Annotated in this window: 19 protein-coding genes; all 19 read right to left on the reverse strand. The window is 31.8% G+C overall.

Annotated features, from left to right (window positions below):
• Positions 1–3: 3 nt before the first annotated feature.
• Positions 4–1,167 carry an exodeoxyribonuclease VII large subunit gene (xseA, locus tag CKA54_RS03495; protein ID WP_120760030.1) on the reverse strand — a complete coding sequence of 388 codons (1,164 nt, stop codon included), beginning with the start codon at positions 1,165–1,167 and terminating at the stop codon, positions 4–6.
• Positions 1,164–1,865 (reverse strand): bifunctional demethylmenaquinone methyltransferase/2-methoxy-6-polyprenyl-1,4-benzoquinol methylase UbiE, encoded by a 702-nt coding sequence (ubiE, locus tag CKA54_RS03500; RefSeq protein WP_120760032.1) that lies wholly within the window; start codon positions 1,863–1,865, stop codon positions 1,164–1,166. Before ubiE ends, xseA begins: the two co-directional genes overlap by 4 nt.
• Before the next feature lie 7 nt (positions 1,866–1,872).
• Entirely contained in the window at positions 1,873–3,057 is a 1,185-nt protein-coding gene (locus CKA54_RS03505; RefSeq protein WP_120760034.1) for a hypothetical protein, read from the reverse strand.
• Entirely contained in the window at positions 3,057–3,470 is a 414-nt protein-coding gene (gene perR, locus CKA54_RS03510) for a peroxide-responsive transcriptional repressor PerR (RefSeq protein ID WP_087699633.1), read from the reverse strand. The genes CKA54_RS03505 and perR overlap by 1 nt, the downstream gene beginning before the upstream one ends.
• An 82-nt stretch (positions 3,471–3,552) precedes the next feature.
• A complete protein-coding gene (gene dxs, locus CKA54_RS03515; RefSeq protein ID WP_120760036.1) occupies positions 3,553–5,382 on the reverse strand; it encodes a 1-deoxy-D-xylulose-5-phosphate synthase in 1,830 nt (609 codons plus the stop codon).
• The gene (gene fliH, locus CKA54_RS03520) at positions 5,379–6,182 is read right to left on the reverse strand and encodes a flagellar assembly protein FliH (RefSeq protein ID WP_120760038.1); all 804 of its coding nucleotides are present in this window, start codon (positions 6,180–6,182) and stop codon (positions 5,379–5,381) included. Before fliH ends, dxs begins: the two co-directional genes overlap by 4 nt.
• A gap of 4 nt (positions 6,183–6,186) precedes the next feature.
• Entirely contained in the window at positions 6,187–7,215 is a 1,029-nt protein-coding gene (gene fliG, locus CKA54_RS03525) for a flagellar motor switch protein FliG (protein ID WP_043020181.1), read from the reverse strand.
• Positions 7,215–8,900, reverse strand: a complete 1,686-nt coding sequence (gene fliF, locus CKA54_RS03530) for a flagellar basal-body MS-ring/collar protein FliF (RefSeq protein WP_120760040.1) — start codon at positions 8,898–8,900, stop codon at positions 7,215–7,217. The genes fliG and fliF overlap by 1 nt, the downstream gene beginning before the upstream one ends.
• Positions 8,901–8,914: 14 nt before the next feature.
• Positions 8,915–10,006 (reverse strand): histidinol-phosphate transaminase, encoded by a 1,092-nt coding sequence (gene hisC / locus CKA54_RS03535; RefSeq protein WP_120760041.1) that lies wholly within the window; start codon positions 10,004–10,006, stop codon positions 8,915–8,917.
• Positions 9,996–11,069 carry a prephenate dehydratase gene (pheA, locus tag CKA54_RS03540; protein ID WP_120760043.1) on the reverse strand — a complete coding sequence of 358 codons (1,074 nt, stop codon included), beginning with the start codon at positions 11,067–11,069 and terminating at the stop codon, positions 9,996–9,998. Before pheA ends, hisC begins: the two co-directional genes overlap by 11 nt.
• A complete protein-coding gene (locus tag CKA54_RS03545) occupies positions 11,066–11,827 on the reverse strand; it encodes an HAD-IIA family hydrolase (RefSeq protein ID WP_120760045.1) in 762 nt (253 codons plus the stop codon). Before CKA54_RS03545 ends, pheA begins: the two co-directional genes overlap by 4 nt.
• A 1-nt stretch (position 11,828) precedes the next feature.
• Complete coding sequence (lysA, locus tag CKA54_RS03550; RefSeq protein ID WP_120760047.1) at positions 11,829–13,034, reverse strand: diaminopimelate decarboxylase; 1,206 nt, start codon at positions 13,032–13,034, stop codon at positions 11,829–11,831.
• 17 nt (positions 13,035–13,051) lie between these two features.
• Positions 13,052–14,113 (reverse strand): LptF/LptG family permease, encoded by a 1,062-nt coding sequence (locus CKA54_RS03555; RefSeq protein WP_120760049.1) that lies wholly within the window; start codon positions 14,111–14,113, stop codon positions 13,052–13,054.
• A gap of 3 nt (positions 14,114–14,116) precedes the next feature.
• The gene (gene pth, locus CKA54_RS03560) at positions 14,117–14,656 is read right to left on the reverse strand and encodes an aminoacyl-tRNA hydrolase (RefSeq protein WP_120760051.1); all 540 of its coding nucleotides are present in this window, start codon (positions 14,654–14,656) and stop codon (positions 14,117–14,119) included.
• A gap of 1 nt (position 14,657) precedes the next feature.
• Positions 14,658–15,194 carry a 50S ribosomal protein L25/general stress protein Ctc gene (locus CKA54_RS03565; protein ID WP_039627041.1) on the reverse strand — a complete coding sequence of 179 codons (537 nt, stop codon included), beginning with the start codon at positions 15,192–15,194 and terminating at the stop codon, positions 14,658–14,660.
• Between the two features lie 46 nt (positions 15,195–15,240).
• Positions 15,241–16,212, reverse strand: a complete 972-nt coding sequence (locus CKA54_RS03570) for a transaldolase (RefSeq protein ID WP_120760053.1) — start codon at positions 16,210–16,212, stop codon at positions 15,241–15,243.
• Positions 16,209–16,835 carry a phosphoserine phosphatase SerB gene (gene serB, locus CKA54_RS03575; protein WP_120760055.1) on the reverse strand — a complete coding sequence of 209 codons (627 nt, stop codon included), beginning with the start codon at positions 16,833–16,835 and terminating at the stop codon, positions 16,209–16,211. The genes CKA54_RS03570 and serB overlap by 4 nt, the downstream gene beginning before the upstream one ends.
• Positions 16,835–17,353, reverse strand: coding sequence for a chemotaxis protein CheW (locus CKA54_RS03580; RefSeq protein ID WP_120760057.1), 519 nt, complete (start codon positions 17,351–17,353; stop codon positions 16,835–16,837). The genes serB and CKA54_RS03580 overlap by 1 nt, the downstream gene beginning before the upstream one ends.
• 4 nt (positions 17,354–17,357) lie before the next feature.
• Positions 17,358–19,664 carry a chemotaxis protein CheW gene (locus tag CKA54_RS03585; protein WP_120760058.1) on the reverse strand — a complete coding sequence of 769 codons (2,307 nt, stop codon included), beginning with the start codon at positions 19,662–19,664 and terminating at the stop codon, positions 17,358–17,360.

Genomic DNA, 19,664 nt, shown 5'->3' on the forward strand with positions numbered 1-19,664 from the left:
CTTTTATAGTATTTGCGCTTCTTTGCTCTCATTTATAGAACAAAGCTTTACAATATCTCCTTTTTTTAACTTTTTAAGTGAAATATTTTTACCATCTTTTTGGATATTGATCAAATTTTGACTTTTATCAAAGAAATTTTTGTGCTGATTTAAAAGCTCTTCAAAATTATCTAGCCTATTCTCATAATTTAGTAATTTCAATTTTAAAACACCTTTTAATTGACTTTGCAAAAAATCAAGTTTTTGTTTTCTAAGAAAAAAAGCATTTTCTAAAGATTTTGCCTTGGCTAAATTTTGCAAATGATCGATTTTATTTTGATACAATTTAAGATGATTAAGCATTTGATCTTTTAAACGCGCATTAAGCTCATCAAGCCCCTGCTCTAGACTTAACTTGTTTGGAAAAATCATATCAACAGCTGCGCTAGGAGTTGGTGCTCTTAAATCTGCCACAAAATCACTAATAACATAATCAATCTCATGCCCAATCGCAGAAACAATAGGTGTTTTTAAAGCAAAAATACACCTTGCAAGCTCTTCATCATTAAAACAAAACAAATCCTCTCTACTTCCACCGCCTCTTGCTAAAATGATCGCATCTAGATTGTATCCATCTGCTTTTTTTAAAGCATTGATTAAAGAAATTGGGGCGCTAAGTCCTTGAGTGAGAGCATTAAAAACTGTAATCTTACAAAGATTGTATTCTTTTTGTGAAATTAGCTTTAGCATATCTTGCAAAGCTGCTGAAGTAAAAGAAGTAATGATGCCTATTTTTTTGGGAAATTTTACAATGCTTTTTTTGGCATTTACATCAAACAACCCTTCTTTTTCAAGTTTTTCTTTTAGTGCCAAAAATTTAGCTTCTAAATCTCCAAGGCTTGTTTTTTGCATACTTTTAGCAATAAACTGATACCTACCGCTTGCCTCATACAAACTTACATAGCCTCTAAGATCAAGCATATCACCCACTTTGGGTTTAGCTTGTGCAAACTGATTAAAACCTTTAAACATCACACAAGCAATGCTTGATTTTTCATCTTTTAAATCAAAATACCAATGCCCTGAACTGTGAATGGTGATTTTAGAAATTTCTCCACTAAGCTCTATATCATCAAGATGAAACTCTAGTAAACTCTTAGCTTTTAGGTTAAGTTCTGAAACTTTCATTTTTTTCTTGCAACAAACATAGAACAAACACCAAAACTAAAGCTTTTATACTCTAGCATTTCAAAATGTTCGCTCAATTCTTCGATAAAATCTTCTTTGCTTAAAAAATCTTCTATGGAATTTGGTAAATATTCATAAGCACTATAATTTTTACTGATAAAACCACCTATCTTTGGCAAAATATTTTTCAAGTAAAAATCTCTACAAGCTGCTATAAAACCACCTTGTTCTCTTTTGGTAAATTCAAGTACTAGCAAAATTCCATGCTTCTTCAACACTCTTGCAAATTCTTTTATAGCTTCTTTTCTATCCACTACATTTCGGATACCATAACTTATGCTTATAATATCTGCACTTTCATTTTCAAGAGGAAGTTCTTGTGCTTTTGCTTGTATAAAAGCCGCTTCAGGAATTTTCTTTCTAGCAACCTCGAGCATACCCGCACTTGGATCTACTCCTTTTATGCTAGTAATGTTTTTTTGCGCTTTAAAGGCTTGATTTTGCCACTCTATAATCATATCGCCTGTACCACAAGCCACATCAATAATATCTAGCTCATTCTTAGAATACTTAAAAACACTCAAACATGCTTTTTTTCTCCAGCTTACATCGCTTCCAAAACTTAAAATTCTATTAGCTTTATCGTAAGTTGGTGCTATATCATCAAACATTTTAACTATTTTTTCTTGTTTTTGCATGTTTTTCCTAACTGTATATTTTTAATTTTTTTGTGATTTTATTAATTTTTTTCATTATTTTTTTATCATGAAAAATCAAACCCACATCGCTACAAACAAAATAAGATTTCAACTTGTTTATATTTTTTTCTTCAAACATAGTTGTAAAATAACATAATAAAAATTTTATTCTCTCTATTTCCTCATCAAGATTGCTGTGAGATTTTACAATTTTTTTCTTTAAAAAAACTAATTCTTTTCTCAATTTAAATGCTATAAGACGCTTTAAAATTTGCTCCTTGGCACCTTGGTAAAAATCGTGTTCATTTTTTAAAATAAATTCCAAATCCAACATCACACTGTGCATTTTTAAATCACTTAAAATAAAAACATATCGCTCTAAATCCAATGCATGTATTTGAGTTATATCAATTTGTTGTTTTAAATTTACAAAATAATGCTTAAGCTTACTTTGTATACTTGCTTCAAAAAGTGTAGTAAAAAGATCAAAAAAGATATTAATTTGACTCAAACTTGTATAAAATTGTTTTAAATTTTCAACACTCACTTTTTGTAGAAATTGAATTTTTTCTTTTTTAAATCTTTTAAACAACACAAAAAGCAAAATTTTTCCCGCTTTGAAGCTTTGAATTTGACTAGGAAAATGCAAACTAATCTCTTCTTGTTTATCCAAAATTTTAATACATCTTGCGCTATCAAAAATCTTAGAAAAGTCTCCATATAAAGCCAGATTTTTGCTATAAAAATTTTCATCTTCACTAATTTCTTTATAAGTTTTTAAAAACAAAGGAGGATTAAATTGTTTTGCTTTTTCAAAAGTAGGAAAAACTACTTTTAGTATCATTAAATCTTGCAAATTACCTTTAAATCGATAAAGATAAAAGGAATTTCCTGATAATTGAAAGCTAATTCTTGTTTTATTAATTACCTTTGTTAAAGATCTTTTGTATTGTTTTTTAAATTCCTTTTTTGAAAGCTTACGTGTTTTTTTGTCTAAAATATCATGTAGCTTATAAAGTGAAAATTGAAAGTAGTTTTGATTTATCTTTTTATATTTAACATCACAAAAAGGACTTATACGCGTAAAAAACACACGTATTTTGTCCTTAGAATAAGAAATTTTTTCTTCTTGTAAAATTTTTATAAAGTCATTATTTTCAACTAAAAAACGTCTTTGGACTTCACAAACCATTATTTTTTACAAGCTTTACAACCATTAACATAAGCAAATACACCTAAATAATCAATAATATTTCCGATTTTTTTCTCAAGGTCTTCTTGGTATTTATTAATCCCGCTATCCTCATAACATACATCTTCAATATGATTGCATTTACTACAAATAACATGAATATGTGGATACTCATAAATATCATAACAAGTTTTTTGATTTGGTGTATTGATTTCTACTACTAAGCCTTGCTCTTTTAAAGTGTTTAAATTTTTATACACTGTGGCCAATGAAATAGAAGGATATTCTTCTTTGATACTTTCGTATAATGATTCAATATTTGGGTGTTCATGGCGTTTTAAAATTTTTAAAATACAAAGTCTTTGCGGAGTAGCTTTTAAATCGCAATTTTTTAACATCTGAATAAGTTCCATAGTCATTTTCTCCAATATTTTTTGCATAGTATAACGATTTTTATATAAAAAAATAATTATATTAAAAGATATTTTTTATCTTTTAATAAAGTTTTACTTTCTGGCACAAGGAAGCAACATCAAGCTCTAGAGATTTTTCTACCTCATTAGTTTTACCATGAGTGATAAAACGATCTTCAAATTCAAAACTTACTAGCTTAATATGATGAAGTTTTTCTTTTTGCAAGAAATCTGCGATCAAGCTTCCTACCCCACCTATTCTAGCAGTATCTGAAAACACATACCAAGTTTGTGTGCTATTTGCTAATTCTTTTAAAAGCTCCTCATCTAAAGGTTTGGCAAAGATCAAGTCTACTAAAGTAGCATACTCAAAGCCTAATTCATCTAAAACCATTTTTGCTTTTGCAACTCCTTGTCCAAAACCTAAAAATACTTTATCGCTTTGCGCTTTAGACAAAATTTGTGCTTTAGCAAGCTTTATCTCACATGGGTTAAAATCATTATCTAATAAAAAATTACCCCTAGGATAACGAAAAGCAAAAACCCCTTGATGAAAATAAGCATATTCCATGATTTTTTCCATCATCATTTCATCTCTTGGTGCAGCCAAAGTGATATTAGGTATAGCACTTAAGAAACTAACATCAAAAACCCCTTGATGTGTTTCTCCATCTTCTCCTACAATCCCTGCTCTATCCATAGCAATCACAACATTTAAATTCATAATCGCACAATCATGAATCACCTGATCATATGCTCTTTGCATAAAAGTGCTGTAAATTGCTATAAAGGGTTTAAACCCTTCTTTTGCCATAGCTGCCATAGAAGTAACCGCATGTTGTTCTGCTATAGCTACATCCCAAAAACGTTCGGGGTATTTTTCTATCAGTTTATCAAGTCCAGTGCCACTTGGCATAGCAGCAGTTACTCCAACAATATTTTCATATTTTTGAGCCAACTGCAACAATGTATTGGAGAAAATTTCTGTTGCACTTTTTTTATTTATACTACCTTTTAAGCTTTCTCCACTACTTTTATCAAAAGCACTTACTCCATGCCATTTTGCATTTTTTCCCTCAGCTAGTGCATAACCCTTGCCTTTGATAGTTTGTGCATGTACCACACAAGGTTTATTCATAGCTTTTGCTTGATTGAGCGCATTAATCACTTCATTAAGATTATGTCCATCGATAGGCCCAATGTATTCAAGCCCTAATTCTTCAAACAAAAGTCCAGGTGTGATAAGCCTTAAACCCTCTTCAAAACGCTTTGCCATATAAGAAGCACCTTGAGGAAAATACTCTAAAAGATTTTCAATGCGCTTTTTAAATTTTTGATAAAACTGCGTTGCCATTGCTTGAGATAAATACTTAGAGATAGCTCCAATTGGCTTGGAAATACTCATTTCATTATCATTTAAGATAATTACACATGGGTACTCTCTATCACCAAGCTCATTTAAGGCTTCATAAGCCATACCTGCACTTAATGCACCATCGCCTATTAACACCACTGGCACACGATCTTCATTTTTTAATCTTATAGCTTTACAAGCTCCAACCGCTAAAGATATAGAAGTACTTGAATGACCCGCTACAAAATAATCTCCTTCATCAGGCTTGGTATAACCGCTTATACCATTAAACTGCCTTAATGTGTGAAAGTTATCAATTTTACCGCTTAAAAGCTTGTGTGGGTAAGACTGATGTGAGACATCAAAAATAAAAGGGTCTTTTTGAACATGAAAAACATAATGCATACCTATGCTAAGCTCTACAACTCCTAAATTAGAGCTTAAATGCCCACCATTTTTACTCACTGTATCAATGATAACTTCACGCAAATGAGAAGCTAGGTTTTCTAACTCTTTAATTTGCATATTTTTAAGGTCTAAATTGTTAAAATCTATCATTCATTAACCATATTTTTGATTTTTTGCAAACGATTATTAAGGTTTGACTCTATATTTCCTGCATCACTTAATATCAAAATACTCCCTTTATTAATCGCATCATCAAGACTAAATTTAATATTACTTGGTTCTTGCAGGTGTGCTTTAACATAATCAAAATCATCAGGGTTTAATTTTAACTCTATTTTGGTTGCATTTTTAAGTTCACCCATAAGTTCTTTTGCCAAATTTAAAGCTATAAGAGAAGAATTTTCTTCTAATTCTTTGGCTATTACTTCTTTGGCTATTACCACCGCAGTGTCTGCTAATTCTTTTTCGTTTTTAGATAAAAACTCATTTAAAGTTTGCACTGTATTTTCGAGTTTTTCCACGCTTTTTAAGTATTTTTCCTTCAAAGCTTCTAATTCATTTTCAAAATTCTTTTGCGCTTCTTCATAACCTTCTTTGATAAATTTTTCTTTTGCATGTTCTAATTCTGTGTTTAAGCGGTTATTAAATTCAGCTTCTTGGCTTTCTATTTGCATTTGAAGTTTGATGATATTTCCTGACATTTCATCAGTTTTTTTAAGTAAATCTTCTACAAAATCGGGTTGAATTTGTGGTTGTGATACAACCTCTACATTTTGAATTTCTTCTGTTTGCGGGGTATTTGTAGAAGATGTTATTTGTGTTTGAACCTGGGCTTCTTCTGCTTTTGGCTCTTCATTAGAGTTTACTTCACTTATAACTTTAAAATGATAACCCTCAACTACATGAGATGAGATGTTATCAGGTGAGATCACATTGGTTAATTTAGCCATGCTTTTACTCTATCATCTCATCAGCCTCACCCACTTGGATAAGACCTTGTTCTGCAAGTTTTTGCACCACTTCCACCACTTTTCTTTGTGCTTCTTCTACATCTTTAACACGTACTGCACCTAAAAATCCCATTTCTTCTACAAAAGCTTCAGCTGCACGCGTAGACATATTTGCCATAAATTTTTGCTTTAGATCCTCGCTTGCACCTTTTAAACCTATCATCAAATCACGCTTATCAGCAGCCTTTAAAACCTCTCTAATTGCATTGGTACTAAGTTGAGAAATATCATCAAATGTAAACATTAAATCTTTAATGGTTGTAGCAAGTTTTTCATCGCTTTGTTCAATATAAGAAAGTGTTGTTTTAGAAGCTTTTTGCCCCAAACGATTAAGTACTTCAGCAACAGCTCTTGGACCACCCACTTCAACCTTATAAGAAGTAAGACTTTCGAGTTTGCTTTCAAGTACAGCAGATACTCTTTTGATGATTGAAGGTGAAATATCTCCAAGATTTGCCATTCTAATCACAACCTCAGCTCTTAATTCATCGCTAAAATACTCTAAAGTTTCTGCCGCTTGAGTAGTTTCCATATGCGCCAAAATCAATGCAATGGTTTGTGGATGCTCTTTAATGATAAAGTCTGCAAGTTGTTGTGGTTTGATTTGTGAAAGATAAGCAAAGTTTTGGTTGTTTTCCATACTTTTGGTAAGTTTTTCCAAAATTTTATTGGCAATTTCAGGACCAAAAGTTCTAAATAAAATTTCTTTTGCATATTCCAAACCACCGCTTTTTAAATACTGGTTTGACTGCAATAAAGTATAAAATTCTTCTAATACTGCCGTAGCTACAGGTTTATCAACATTTTTCGCCAAAGCAATATAACGTGAGATTTCTGTAATGACATTAATATCCATATGAGAAAACAAAACTGTCGTTACATCTTCTCCTAATTGAATTAAAAATATCGCAACCTTTTCTGGCATAGAAAGGTCATCATAGACCATTTTTTGTTCTTCGCTAAGCTTTATCATTAGATATCCTTCTCACCAAATTCAGCTTCATTTTCTACAAGCTTTTGTAACAATAGCGCAACTTCTTCACCTTTTTCATTCGCCACAGCCCTTAATTTTTCAAGTAAAACATCATACTGAAGCGCATCTTCATCAAAATTATCTCCAAAGCCAAGTTGTTCTTCAACTTTCTTACGTGCAGCATTGAATTTTTCAATGGCATCTTCAGCCTCGTCAATGATTTGTCCGTCTTTACCTTCCATCTCTTCTTCAAGCTTGATATCTGCAAGCATTTTTTGTGAAAATGGAACGATAACTTTTTTGTAAAAGATAAAAAGTAAAATCGCGGCAAAGACATACTTAACAGGTGGGATAAATGGTTCCACAAATTTAGAATAAAAAGTTTGAACCTTGTTTTCAACCTTGACTGTTCTATGAAACTCTAAGTTATTAACTTCAACTGCATCACCCCTAGCAAGATTAAATCCAATCGCACCTTTGGTAAGATTTTCAATAGCTTGAATTTCTTTATCACTCAAAGGAATATATTCGTTTGTGATATTTCCTTGATCATCAGTAATTACTTTGTATTTTCCATCTACTACAACGGCTGCAGAAATTCTTTTAATCGTTGCAAATTGCTTAGTGGTGTTGGTGATTTTTTTGGAAATTTCATTATTAGTTGTAGTTTGGTTTTTAGTATAAACCTCGCGTGCACCTTTATCATCTAAACCCTCTACAGGACCGATGTTTGAAACAGCACCTGGTACACCTTGAATTTCTTTATCTTTATAGCCTTCTTTGTGTTCTTCTAAAGTTTGCTCACTACGCACGACCGTGTTTGGATCATATACTTCACTTTGTGATTCTTCTTTAGAAAAATCATAATCAATACTAACCTTTGCCACTACTCTATCATAACCACCCGCAAATGGAGCAATAGAAGCAACGATTTTTTGCTCTAGTTCGTACTCTTGATCTCTTTTATATTTAATTTGAGCAGCGATCAAATCACTCTCAAAAGCACCCTCATCATCTAAAGGAATACCTTTTTGATCCATGATTTTTACATTTTCAGGGGTAAGTTTTGTCACTGAAGAAGCAATTAAGTTTTTAATCCCCATAATTTGCTTTTTATTAAGCTTTAAACCTTCTTTTATCGTCAAAGCTACTGAAGCAGTTGGTGGGACTTGTTGTTGGGTAAAAAGTGTATCTTTAGCAAAAGCAATATGCACTGTGGCACTATGGATAGGTTCTAAACTTTCAATCGTTCTAGCAAGTTCACCTTCTAATGCTCTTTGATATTTTACTTTTTGTTCAGCTTCGGTTGCGCCGAATTCTTGTTTATCAAAAAGCTCAAAGCCTACTTTATTATCCTTTGGTAATAACCCTGCAGAAGCAATAGCTAAACGCTGTTTATATACTTGATCATTAGGCACTAAAATAGTTCCTTCATTACGCAAAATATAAGGAACCCCACTTTTTTCAAGCTGCGTTACTATCATCGCTGAATCACTAGTATTAGCATTTTCAAATAGTACCGAATATCCAGCCTCACTAGCTACTGTAGAACCGCTTCTAAAAAGGGTTAAAAATACTAAAAATCCAACTACAACAACAATAGAAGCAGCAATAATAATACGCTGTCTTAAACTTAAATTTTGATAAAGCTGACCTACTTGGTGCAGTATAGTTTTATAATCCATTTATTTCCTACAAACTAAAAATTTTTAGAAAACTCTTCAAAAAACCTTGAATTTTCATACTCTGTACCTATACTTATACGCACAGCATTTAAACCATAACTTTGTAAATTTCTTATTATTATACCGTTTTTAAGCAGTTTTTCAGATAAATCTGTGCTATTTTTTTCATCAAAAAAATAGGTAATAAAATTTGTATAGCTTGGAATGTATCGAATTTGATAATTTTTAGCAAAATCTTCATAAAATTTCATTTGTGAAAAATTATTTTCCAAAGTTTTTTGCACAAACTCATCATCATCTAACGCAGCAACAGCAGCTTTTAAACTCAAATTAGTCACATTAAAAGGTGCTCTTAATTTATAAAATGCATTGATAATTTCCTTGCAAGCTATACCATAACCCACTCTCATACCACCCAAACCATAAAGCTTAGAAAAGGTTCCTAGATATACTGCATTTTGAAATTTATGGATTAATTCTTTAGGATCAATACGCTTTTTATCATCTTTAAATGCAGCAAATTCATTATATGCCCCATCAATTGCTACCAAACAATCATCATCAATATTTTCTAAAAATTCAAAAACTGCATTTGCATCTAGACATTCTCCTAAAGGATTATTTGGTAAACATAAAAAAATCACTTTTATTTCATTTTTATGTTTTTGGTATAGCTCACTAAGCTCGTTTAAATCATGGGTTAAACTTGGAGTTTTATACACTTTAACCCCTAATTGTTTCGCATAAATTTCATACATAGCAAAACTAACCCCACATTGCAAATATGCTTTAGAATGATCTAATTTTGCATGCACAATGTATTCTATGATTTGATCGCTTCCGCTGCCTATAATGATGTTTTCATTTAAGATGTTGTAACGTTTTGCCAAGGCTTGTTTTAATTCACTCATAGTATCATCAGGATATAAATAAGCCAAGTGCGCATGATCTATAATAGCCCTTTTAGCCTTAGGACTAACCCCATAGGGATTTTCATTACTAGCTAGCTTAATCACCTCATTTAAGCCATATTCTTTAGCGATTAAATCTATATCCTTGCCACTTTCATAGGTTTTAATTGCTTTTAAAAAAGGATTAAATTGCATTGCTTTCTCCTGACAAATAAGACCCAAGCCATTTTATATGATCTGCTTTTTTCAAAACCCTTTGAACACGCTCATCATCAATATGACCTTCAAAATCAATATAAAAACTATGCACAAATTCTCTTGCTTTTACTGGACGTGATTCTAATTTAGTTAAATTAATCCCTTCTTTTTTAAACTCATACAATAAATCACTAAGTCCACCAGGTTTATGTGCAGCAAGCGCTAAAATAGAAGTTTTGCAACCTGACATTTGCGGGATCTTAATATCACTTAAAATCAAAAATCTAGTACGATTAGCCAAATTATCTTCAATAGTTTCAAATAAAACAGGCACATTATAAAGCTTTGCAGCAATTTTAGAACAAATTGCAGCCGAAGTAAAATCTTGCGAAGCTAAATAAGCCGCGTGGGCTGTAGATTTACTCGCGACAAACTCCACTTCGCTTAAATCATGGCTTTCTAAAAAATTTCTACACTGATTATAACCTTGTGGGTGAGAATATATACGCTTGATATCTTTTAAATTTTCACTCATACTTACAAAAGAATGATGAATATCCATGTAAATTTCAGCAAAAATTTTTACCTCTTCATATTTACCAAGACAATCTAGTGTCACACCCACTGCACCTGCAGTATTGTTTTCAATTGGTACTACTCCGTATTTTGCTTCTTTGTGGGCTAATTCTTTAAAAACATCTTCAATATTTGCAAGGGCAATATAATGACTCATCGCACCAAAACGTGTTCTTGCTACTTGGTGTGTATAACTTCCTTCAGGTCCTAAATAAGCTATATTTTGAGGTTTTTCTAAATTTCTAGAGACAGCAAAAATTTCTTGATAAATTGCTTCAATGGCATTTTGATCTAACAAACCATTGTTGTTATTTTTCAACCTATTAATAATAGCTCTTTCGCGCTCAGGCCTATAAATACTCCCACCCAAATTTTGCTTAATTATACCTATGTCTTTAACATAAAGCATTCTTTCGTTTAATAAGGTCAAGATTTTATCATCAATAGAATCGATCTTAGTTCGTAATTTTTCTATCTCTTTCATTTAAACCTCGATACGTAGTAATCCTTAATACTATCATATACAAAATTAAGTTTAGTTGTATCTAAACCTTGGGTGTTAGAAATTTTACCACTTAAAACCAAAGCTGTTTGCATACCAAGTGCATACGCACCAAGCAAATCTCCTTTAAAATCATCACTGATGATCAAAGTATTTTCAAAACTTGCATTTTCATTTTGTAGTTTTAATAACTTTAAAGCACTCTGATAAAAAGCTTTACTTGGTTTGCCAATAACACTATATTCAAACTCTTGTGTATTTTTAAGCATCGCCATAATACTACCTACGCCAGGGTATAATTTTGAGTTTTTCTTATATATACTGCCCTCATGCATTGCAATAGCTTTAATACCATTTTTTACATATTCAATCATATTAGCAAAATCTTGAAATTTAAAATCATCAAAACTTGCTACCAAAAAAGCTTGCGGATTTTTAAAATCAAGTTCATAGCCTAAATTTTGAAGTGAATCCAAAAATTCTTTCGCCCCAAAAGCTGCTATTTTACAAGGTTTAAGATGATCTTTTAAAACACTAAAAGGATCAATATATGCTTTTTCATCGATTTCAAAACCCAAATTTTGCAAGTAATTTAAAAAATCTAATTTTTTAGTATTATTGGTGATTACCACATAAGGAATTTTTGCTTTATTCAAAGAACTAATGAGTTCTAAAGCACCATCTATAGGACTTTTATCATGATCTGATATCAAAGTCCCTTGTACATCTAAAAATAACATTTCATTCCTTTAAATACTCAAGTTCTAAAGCAACCTGCTCCTCATAACTTTCTCTTTTTCTAATCATTCTAACCACACCATTTTCTTGCGCAAGCTCACAAACTCTGTTGCGTGAATTATAATTACTGCTCATGCTAAAACCATACGCTCCAGCACTTTTTACTACAATCAAATCTCCTGCTTGAGTTTTAGCCAAACTTCGATCTTTGGCTAGAAAATCCCCACTTTCACATACCCCACCAACAATATCACAAAGACTTTCCTCGCTATTTGCGCCCAAAAGTTCGATTTCATGATAAGCACTATATAAACTTGGTCTTAGCAAATCATTCATCGCACCATCAACAATAACAAAACGTTTTTTCTCATTAAATTTTTCATATAAAACTTTAGTCACAAACTCACCTGCATTCGCAACCAAAAATCTTCCAGGCTCCATACCTATACACACATCAAGTCCATGCAAACTTGATAAAATTCCTTGAGCATAATCATATAAACTAGGCTCTTGCTCATCTTTATAACAAACTCCTAAGCCACCGCCAATATCAAAAAATTTGATATTAATTTTAAGAGCTAAAAGCTCTCTTACTAATTTTGCAACAATAATCGAAGCTTCATGAATACTACTAATATCAAGAATTTGAGATCCTATATGAAAATGCACACCAACAGGTTCTAAATAGGCTGAATTTTTCGCATAAATATACATTTTTTTAGCATTTTCTATATCTACACCAAATTTATTTTCATGCAAACCTGTAGAAATATAAGGATGAGTTTTTGCATCTACATTGGGATTTACCCTTATACTTATACGCGCAACTTTTTGATTTTCTTTTGCAATTTGCTCTAGAAGCAGCATTTCTTCTTGACTTTCTAAATTAATATATAATATATTTTGCTCTAATGCGTATTTTAATTCATCTGCACCTTTACCTACACCGCTAAAAATAATTTTATAATTTTTCGCTCCTGCTTTTAACGCTCTATAAATTTCCCCTGCACTAACACAATCAAACCCACTATCTAAAGAAGCCAAAAACTTTAAAACACTTAAATTAGAATTTGCTTTTACAGCATAAAAAATTTGAGATTTTCTTGCCTTAAAAGCATCTTTTAGCATTGTAAAACGCTCTTTGATTTTATCAAAATCATAAATATAAAAAGGAGTGTTGTATTCTTTTGCTAATTTAAAATAATCCATAAAAAACCTTTTTTTAGTTATTTGTGTTTAATATAATAAAAACTTCCTATACTCATCAAAATAAACACCGGTAACATTATACCAAGCTCTGGAAGTAAAATTTCATTTTCACTTAATCTTGTGAATAAAAACAACATTCCCCAAACCAAAAGAATGCATACAAAAAATACAAAAGCCAAAAGCGCAAGGTTGAAAAATCTTGCGGTTAAAGGAAAGTAATAATACACAATAAGCATTAAAAAAGGCGCAAAAAAAGGTGTAAGTATCAAAGAATACAAGCTACTTCTAAGCGTATTGGTTGAGATATTTTGTTTTGCAAAAATCAACATGCTTTCTAAAGCATCTAAAATAGAATATGAAGGCTTAGTATCTATAAGAGAAATTCGCTCTAGTATCTTTGGAGAAAAATCCTCCAAGCCTTTGATATTTTGAAATTCTTCAATGCTTAAGCCTTCTTTTGAAACAACCAAGTCCTTTGGAATATTTGTTGCCTTAGCATTATTTAAATTCCAAGAGTTTCCATCAAATTTAGCACTTTTTGCTTGGGTTATGCTTTGTATGTTTAGATCATCTACATCAAAAATTTTTACATTGTATAGAGTTTGAGAGCTTGTTTTTTCTATATAAATAAATTTATTATTGTATTTGATTAAAATCTCCCCTCCTTCTCTATCTACAACACCTCGTTTTAAAATATTACTTTTATATTCATCTGCATAAGCAAAAGGAGTGAAATTTAGGCCTACATAAACACAACAAAAAAACATCGCCCAAATAAAAGGGTACAAAATCACTTGGTTTTTACTTAAACCCAAAGCATACAAACTCACAAATTCATTTGAGCGTATCATGTTAAATACACATAAAACCAAAGCAAGAACTATAGCTAAAGGTAGTATATAAGAAGCTGCTGAACATGTTAAAAAAAAGATATATAATAATTCCAAATTTGCACTTTTTGGCAATCTATTAAAATTAAGTAAAAAATCAATAGCTACAAAGAAAAAAGTTAAAGAAAAAAATAAGATAAAAAATGATTTAAGATATAAAGATGAAATATAACGAAAAAAAATACTCATTATCTAACTTTTTAAAGAATATTTCGAAGCAATTTTTTCTATATTAGAATCTAAAAGTTCAAATAAAGCTTTTTTACTATGTTCTAAAACCTTAGCTAAACTTTCTTTTTCATCTTGCTTAAATTTACCCAAAACATGAGAAACCACATCTTGGCCTTTTCCCACACCTATACGTACTCTCTCATAAGCATTCCCACAAAGACTATCAATACTTTTAAGCCCATTATGACCACCGCTTGATCCGCCCATTTTAAATTTCAATGCACCTAAATTTAAGTCAATATCATCATGGATTACGATAATTCTATCGCATTTGTAGTATTCACTAACTGCTTTAACGCTTTCTCCGGATAGATTCATATAAGTGGAAGGTTTTAAAAAAAGAGTAGAAGAACTTTTAAAAAGTTCTCCTTTAAATTTAGCATTTGAAAGTTTTGTTACTTCCAAATCTTCTATAAGCAAGTCAATCAGCATAAAACCGACATTATGTCTAGTTTGCTCGTATTGTTCTCCTATATTACCAAGTCCTACGACTAAGGTCATTTTATCTTGCTTTTTCTACGCCAACTACAGCTACTCTATCAGCATCAACCATAGTTACACCTTCAGGTACAACTACATCACGAATTAAAAGTGCATCACCTACATCAAGCTTAGTAACATCTAATTCAAAATAATTTGGTAAGTTTTCAGCTGCACATTTTACTTTTAATCTTCTTTTTGATTGGATTAAAACACCTTTATTTTTAAGACCCATTGCAGTTCCTACGATTTTTACAGGAACCATATATTTAGAAATAACACCTTTTTGTGCTACTTTTAAATCCACATGCTTTAATTCTGCTGTTACAGGATCTTTTTGGTAATCTACCACTACAACGTTTAATACTTTATCTCCAACTTTTACATCAAAAGCTAAAGTGGTTTTTTTGCGTACTTCTTTAATAAATTCATTTACTTTAAAAGCAGCATTGATGTTTTCTAATCCTTTTCCGTAGATGTTTGCGATTAGATAACCATCTCTTTTTAAAGCTTTAGCAGCTTTTCTACCGATACTCTCTCTAACGATACCTTCTAACATCTGTTTCCTTTCTAAAAAAATAAACGCTAATTATATCTAAATAAGTTTATAAAGATTTTAAAATATCTTCATATGCGATACAAAATTGTTCTAAACCATCATCAAGCAAATCTTTACAAGCTTTACTTAAAGCATCTTTTGAAATATTTGCATTGAGCTTTTTCTCTATACACTCATCTTTCAAAGGCTCTTTAAATACAAGCGCTTTACCTTTAAAAGCCATGATAGCATCTAAAGGTGCAGTGTTGATAGCTTTATCGTATAACAACTCTTTAATATAATAATCTTTTTCTAAATCATCACCCTTTACCCCAGTACTAGCAAACAATGCTCTAATGTTAGCTTCTTCTTGCTTGATGATATAATTATAAGCCTTAGTTGCTGTAAGAATTCCTATATAGTTTTTATCTAGAACTTGATGATTTAAAAGCCTATCAAAACGGCTTACAAAAATACTAATCACAGCTTGTGGTTCTTTTCTTGCCGCAATGTTATTTTTTCTAAACTCTTTTAATCCTAAACTCAAAGCTTCAAAACACTTTTTAGTTTGCTCAAAATCAAAAATCAAAGTTGCATTTACACTAATACCATTTTTCATCAATTCTTGCATTACCTCATAAGAAGCTTCAGTAGCAGGAATTTTCATCATCACATTTTCTTTGGCAATTTGTGTGTATAGTCTTTTTGCTTCAGCCAAAGATAAGCTTGTGCTATCTTTTAGCCTTGGATCAATTTCAATACTAATAAAACCATCGTTATTTTCATAATAATTCACAGCGAGTTTGTCTGCAGCTTTAGCGATATCTTCTATCGCTAGGTGTTCATACAAAGATTTTTTATCCTGCATATTTAGTTTTTTGATTTTTTCTTTGTAAACATTTGAATTAAGAATTGCGTTTTTAAAAATTGCAGGATTTGATGTGGCACCATTAATTGTTTTTGACTGGATTAAATCCAAAAACCCATGATCTAAAAATTCATTTTCTATAAAATCACACCATAAAGAAAATTGTTTCATTGAATTACCTTTATTATCTCTTTTAAATCTTTTTTGTCTATACAAATATCTGCATGAGATTTTAAAATTGCTTTGGCACAAAAGGCTATTTTTAAACCACATTCTTTAAACATAGAAATATCATTAGCCCCATCGCCAACACACATTATTTCTTCTGTTTTTAAATTTAAAAACCTTTTTACTCTTTGTAGGATAATGCCTTTTGAGTCGCTAAACATAATTTCTCCACCTACTTTTCCAGTTAAAAAACCATTTTTTTGATGTAAAAAATTAGCATAGCCAAAATCAAATTGAAGTTCATCTTGTAATAAATCGATTCCTTCATGAAAACCGCCACTAAAAACAATGATTTTTATATCTTTGCTTTTTAAATACTCACATAATTCTTTAGCGCCTTTCATCAAGGGTAAGTTTTCGCAGCATTTTTTTACTTGCTCGATTGGCATACCTTCTAGCAAGGCCACTCTCGCACTTAAGCTTTCAAAAAAATCAAGTTCACCATTCATTGCTTTGTTGGTGATCGCTTTTACAGCATCACCAACATTATATTCATCTGCTAAAATATCAATGGTCTCTCCATCCATTAGCGTAGAATCAAAATCAAAGGCACAAAGCTTTATCATCAAAACTCACGCTTTAACAAAGCTTCAGCTTTTAATATAGTTAAGATATTTTCTTCTCTTTTTCCTATACCAAAAATCATACCTTTTTCTTTCAATAAAGTTTCAGGCGGCGGATCAATTCTGCTTCTGTGAATTTTGATAGCCTCTGTTAGTCTATCTATCACAAATCCCGCATTACCTGCAGGAGTTTGATTGCCATTTGCTATACCCTTTAAAACAATATATCTTGTTTGAGGTGTCATTTTTGAACCACCTTGATTAAATCTTTTTGCAAGATCAATCAAAGGCATTACATTACCCCTCATATTAAACACACCCAATACATAATCAGGTACGCTTGGAACCCTAGTATACTCTATAGGTTTAATAATCTCTTGGATATTAAGAATTGGAATAGCATATTCCTCATCTCCTACCACAAAACCAACAAGCTGAATAATATCCTCTTCTTTATCCACATCTGGTTCTGCAATTTGCGCTTGTTGTTTTTGCAAAACCTGGCTTAATTTATCATTCATCTTCTTATCCTAGTTTTAAATTTTTTCTAACTACATTTTCTAAGTATTCTGGAGAGTAAGGCTTAGTAATATACTCAGTCATTCCTACTTCCACACCTCTTAAACGGTCTGATTTACTAGTTCTTGAAGTTACTGCAACAAGCGGAAGGTTTTTGTATTTAGAATATTTTCTAATCTCACCTGCTAAAGTGTAACCATCCATTCTTGGCATTTCGATATCAATAAGCACTGCATCAATATCATGCTCGCCTGATTTGATTGTGTTTAAAGCTTCTACACCGTTAGTTGCTTCTATAATGCTTACTCCTAGTGGTTCTAATGATTTTTGCATGATATTTCTATCCATCTTAGAATCATCTACTATAAGCACGGTATAATCGCTTGGTTTTTCTTTAACCGTTTTTTTAGATTGTGATTCAATTTGAGCTTTAATATCTACTTTGATTTCTTTTGCAATATCCATCATAGCTGCAACATCGATGATTAATGTAACTCTACCATCTCCACGAATAGTTGCTCCTGCTATACCTTGGATGTTTTGCAAGTATTCACCCATAGATTTAATAACAATCTCTTCTTGACCCACTAAAGTATCAACTATGATACCCAATTTGCTTTCTGCCACACCAATAACAACCACATAAGTTTGATCAGTATTTTCAAGCACTTGTTTTACACCAAAAACATCTGAAAGTCTTACTAGAGATAAAACTTCATCTCTTAAGCGCAATACATTTTTGCCTTCAATGGTGTATATATCATCAATTGGCACTCTAACAGTTTCAAGAACGCTTGCAAGTGGAATTGCATAAAATTCTTCTTGCGTACCCACAAGTAGTGATTGAATAATCGCTAAAGTAAGTGGAATTTTAAGCTTCATCACAGTGCCTTTTCCAAGCTCACTATCAATCTCGATTACACCATTTAATTTTTCAATATTTGTCTTAACAACGTCCATTCCAACGCCACGACCCGATACATTAGTAATCTTAGCAGCGGTTGAGAAACCTGGTTTGAAAATCAACGCAAATGCTTCTTTGTCGCTCATTTGATCTGCTTCACGCTCTGTGATTAAGTTTTTCTCTATTGCTTTTGCTTTTAATGCATCTGCATCTAAACCTTTACCATCATCTGCAATTTCAACAACAATGTGGTTTCCTTCATTGTAAGCTTTAAGATTAACTGTTCCTTTTTCTGGCTTACCATTTGCTGCACGTGTTGCTGGATCTTCGATACCATGGTCACATGAATTTCTAATCATATGCATAATCGGATCGCCAATTTCTTCTACAATTGACTTGTCAAGTTCGGTTTCTTCCCCTGAAATTTCAAGCTCCATTTGTTTACCAAGCTCACGACCCAAGTCACGTACAACTCTTGGGAATTTGTTGAAAACTTTTGCAATAGGCTGCATTCTTGTTTTCATTACCGCAAGTTGAATATCTGTTGTAACGATACTAAGCTGTGATACAACTTGATTTAATTCTTCTAAGAATTTTTCACCATCATATCTTTCTTCAACATCATCATAAATTTTTAACAAGCGGTTTTTACCCAATACTAGCTCACCAATTAAATTCATCAAGTGATCAAGTCTTTTTACTTCAACCCTAATGGTCTGATCCATATTTGCACCGCTGCTTCCACCACCTGCTGCAGGAACTTTTTTCTCAGCAGTTGCACCTTGTGCTTGCGGAGCTGCTTTAGCAGGAGCTGCTTTGGTTTCTTGTGTTTTTTTCTTTTCTGCGCGTCTTGCTTGATCTTCTGCTTTTCTTACTTTTAAAAGTCTTTCGATCTCTGCTTCCACTTCATCATCGCTTAGTTTATTCACATCTACTTCAGGCTCTTCAGCTTTTGGCTCTTCTTTAACTTCTTCTTTTACCTCTTCGGTTTTAACCGGTGCAACAGATTCTAAACTTTCACCTTCTGAAATAGCTGTCAATCTTGCGCAAATTGGAGCAATATCAAGCCCAATAGCTGTATCATTTCCATTATCTCTAATAGAATTTAATAAAGTCTTCATCATATCAATAGACTCTAAAACCACATCCATTACTTCAGGAGTAATTTTAAGTTCATTATGTCTTGCTTTATTTAAAACATCTTCCATGTGATGAGTAAGTTTTGTTAGAACATCAAAATTTAAAAAGCTTGATGAACCTTTAACAGTATGTGCAACACGGAAAATTCTATTTAATAGTTCTAAGTCTTCAGGATTTGCTTCTAATTCAACCAAATCATGGTCAATTTGCTCGACTAATTCAAAGGCTTCAACTAAAAAATCCTCAAGTATTTCTTGAATATCTTCCAT

This window comes from Campylobacter sp. P255, assembly GCF_003627915.1.
Lineage (GTDB): Bacteria > Campylobacterota > Campylobacteria > Campylobacterales > Campylobacteraceae > Campylobacter_D.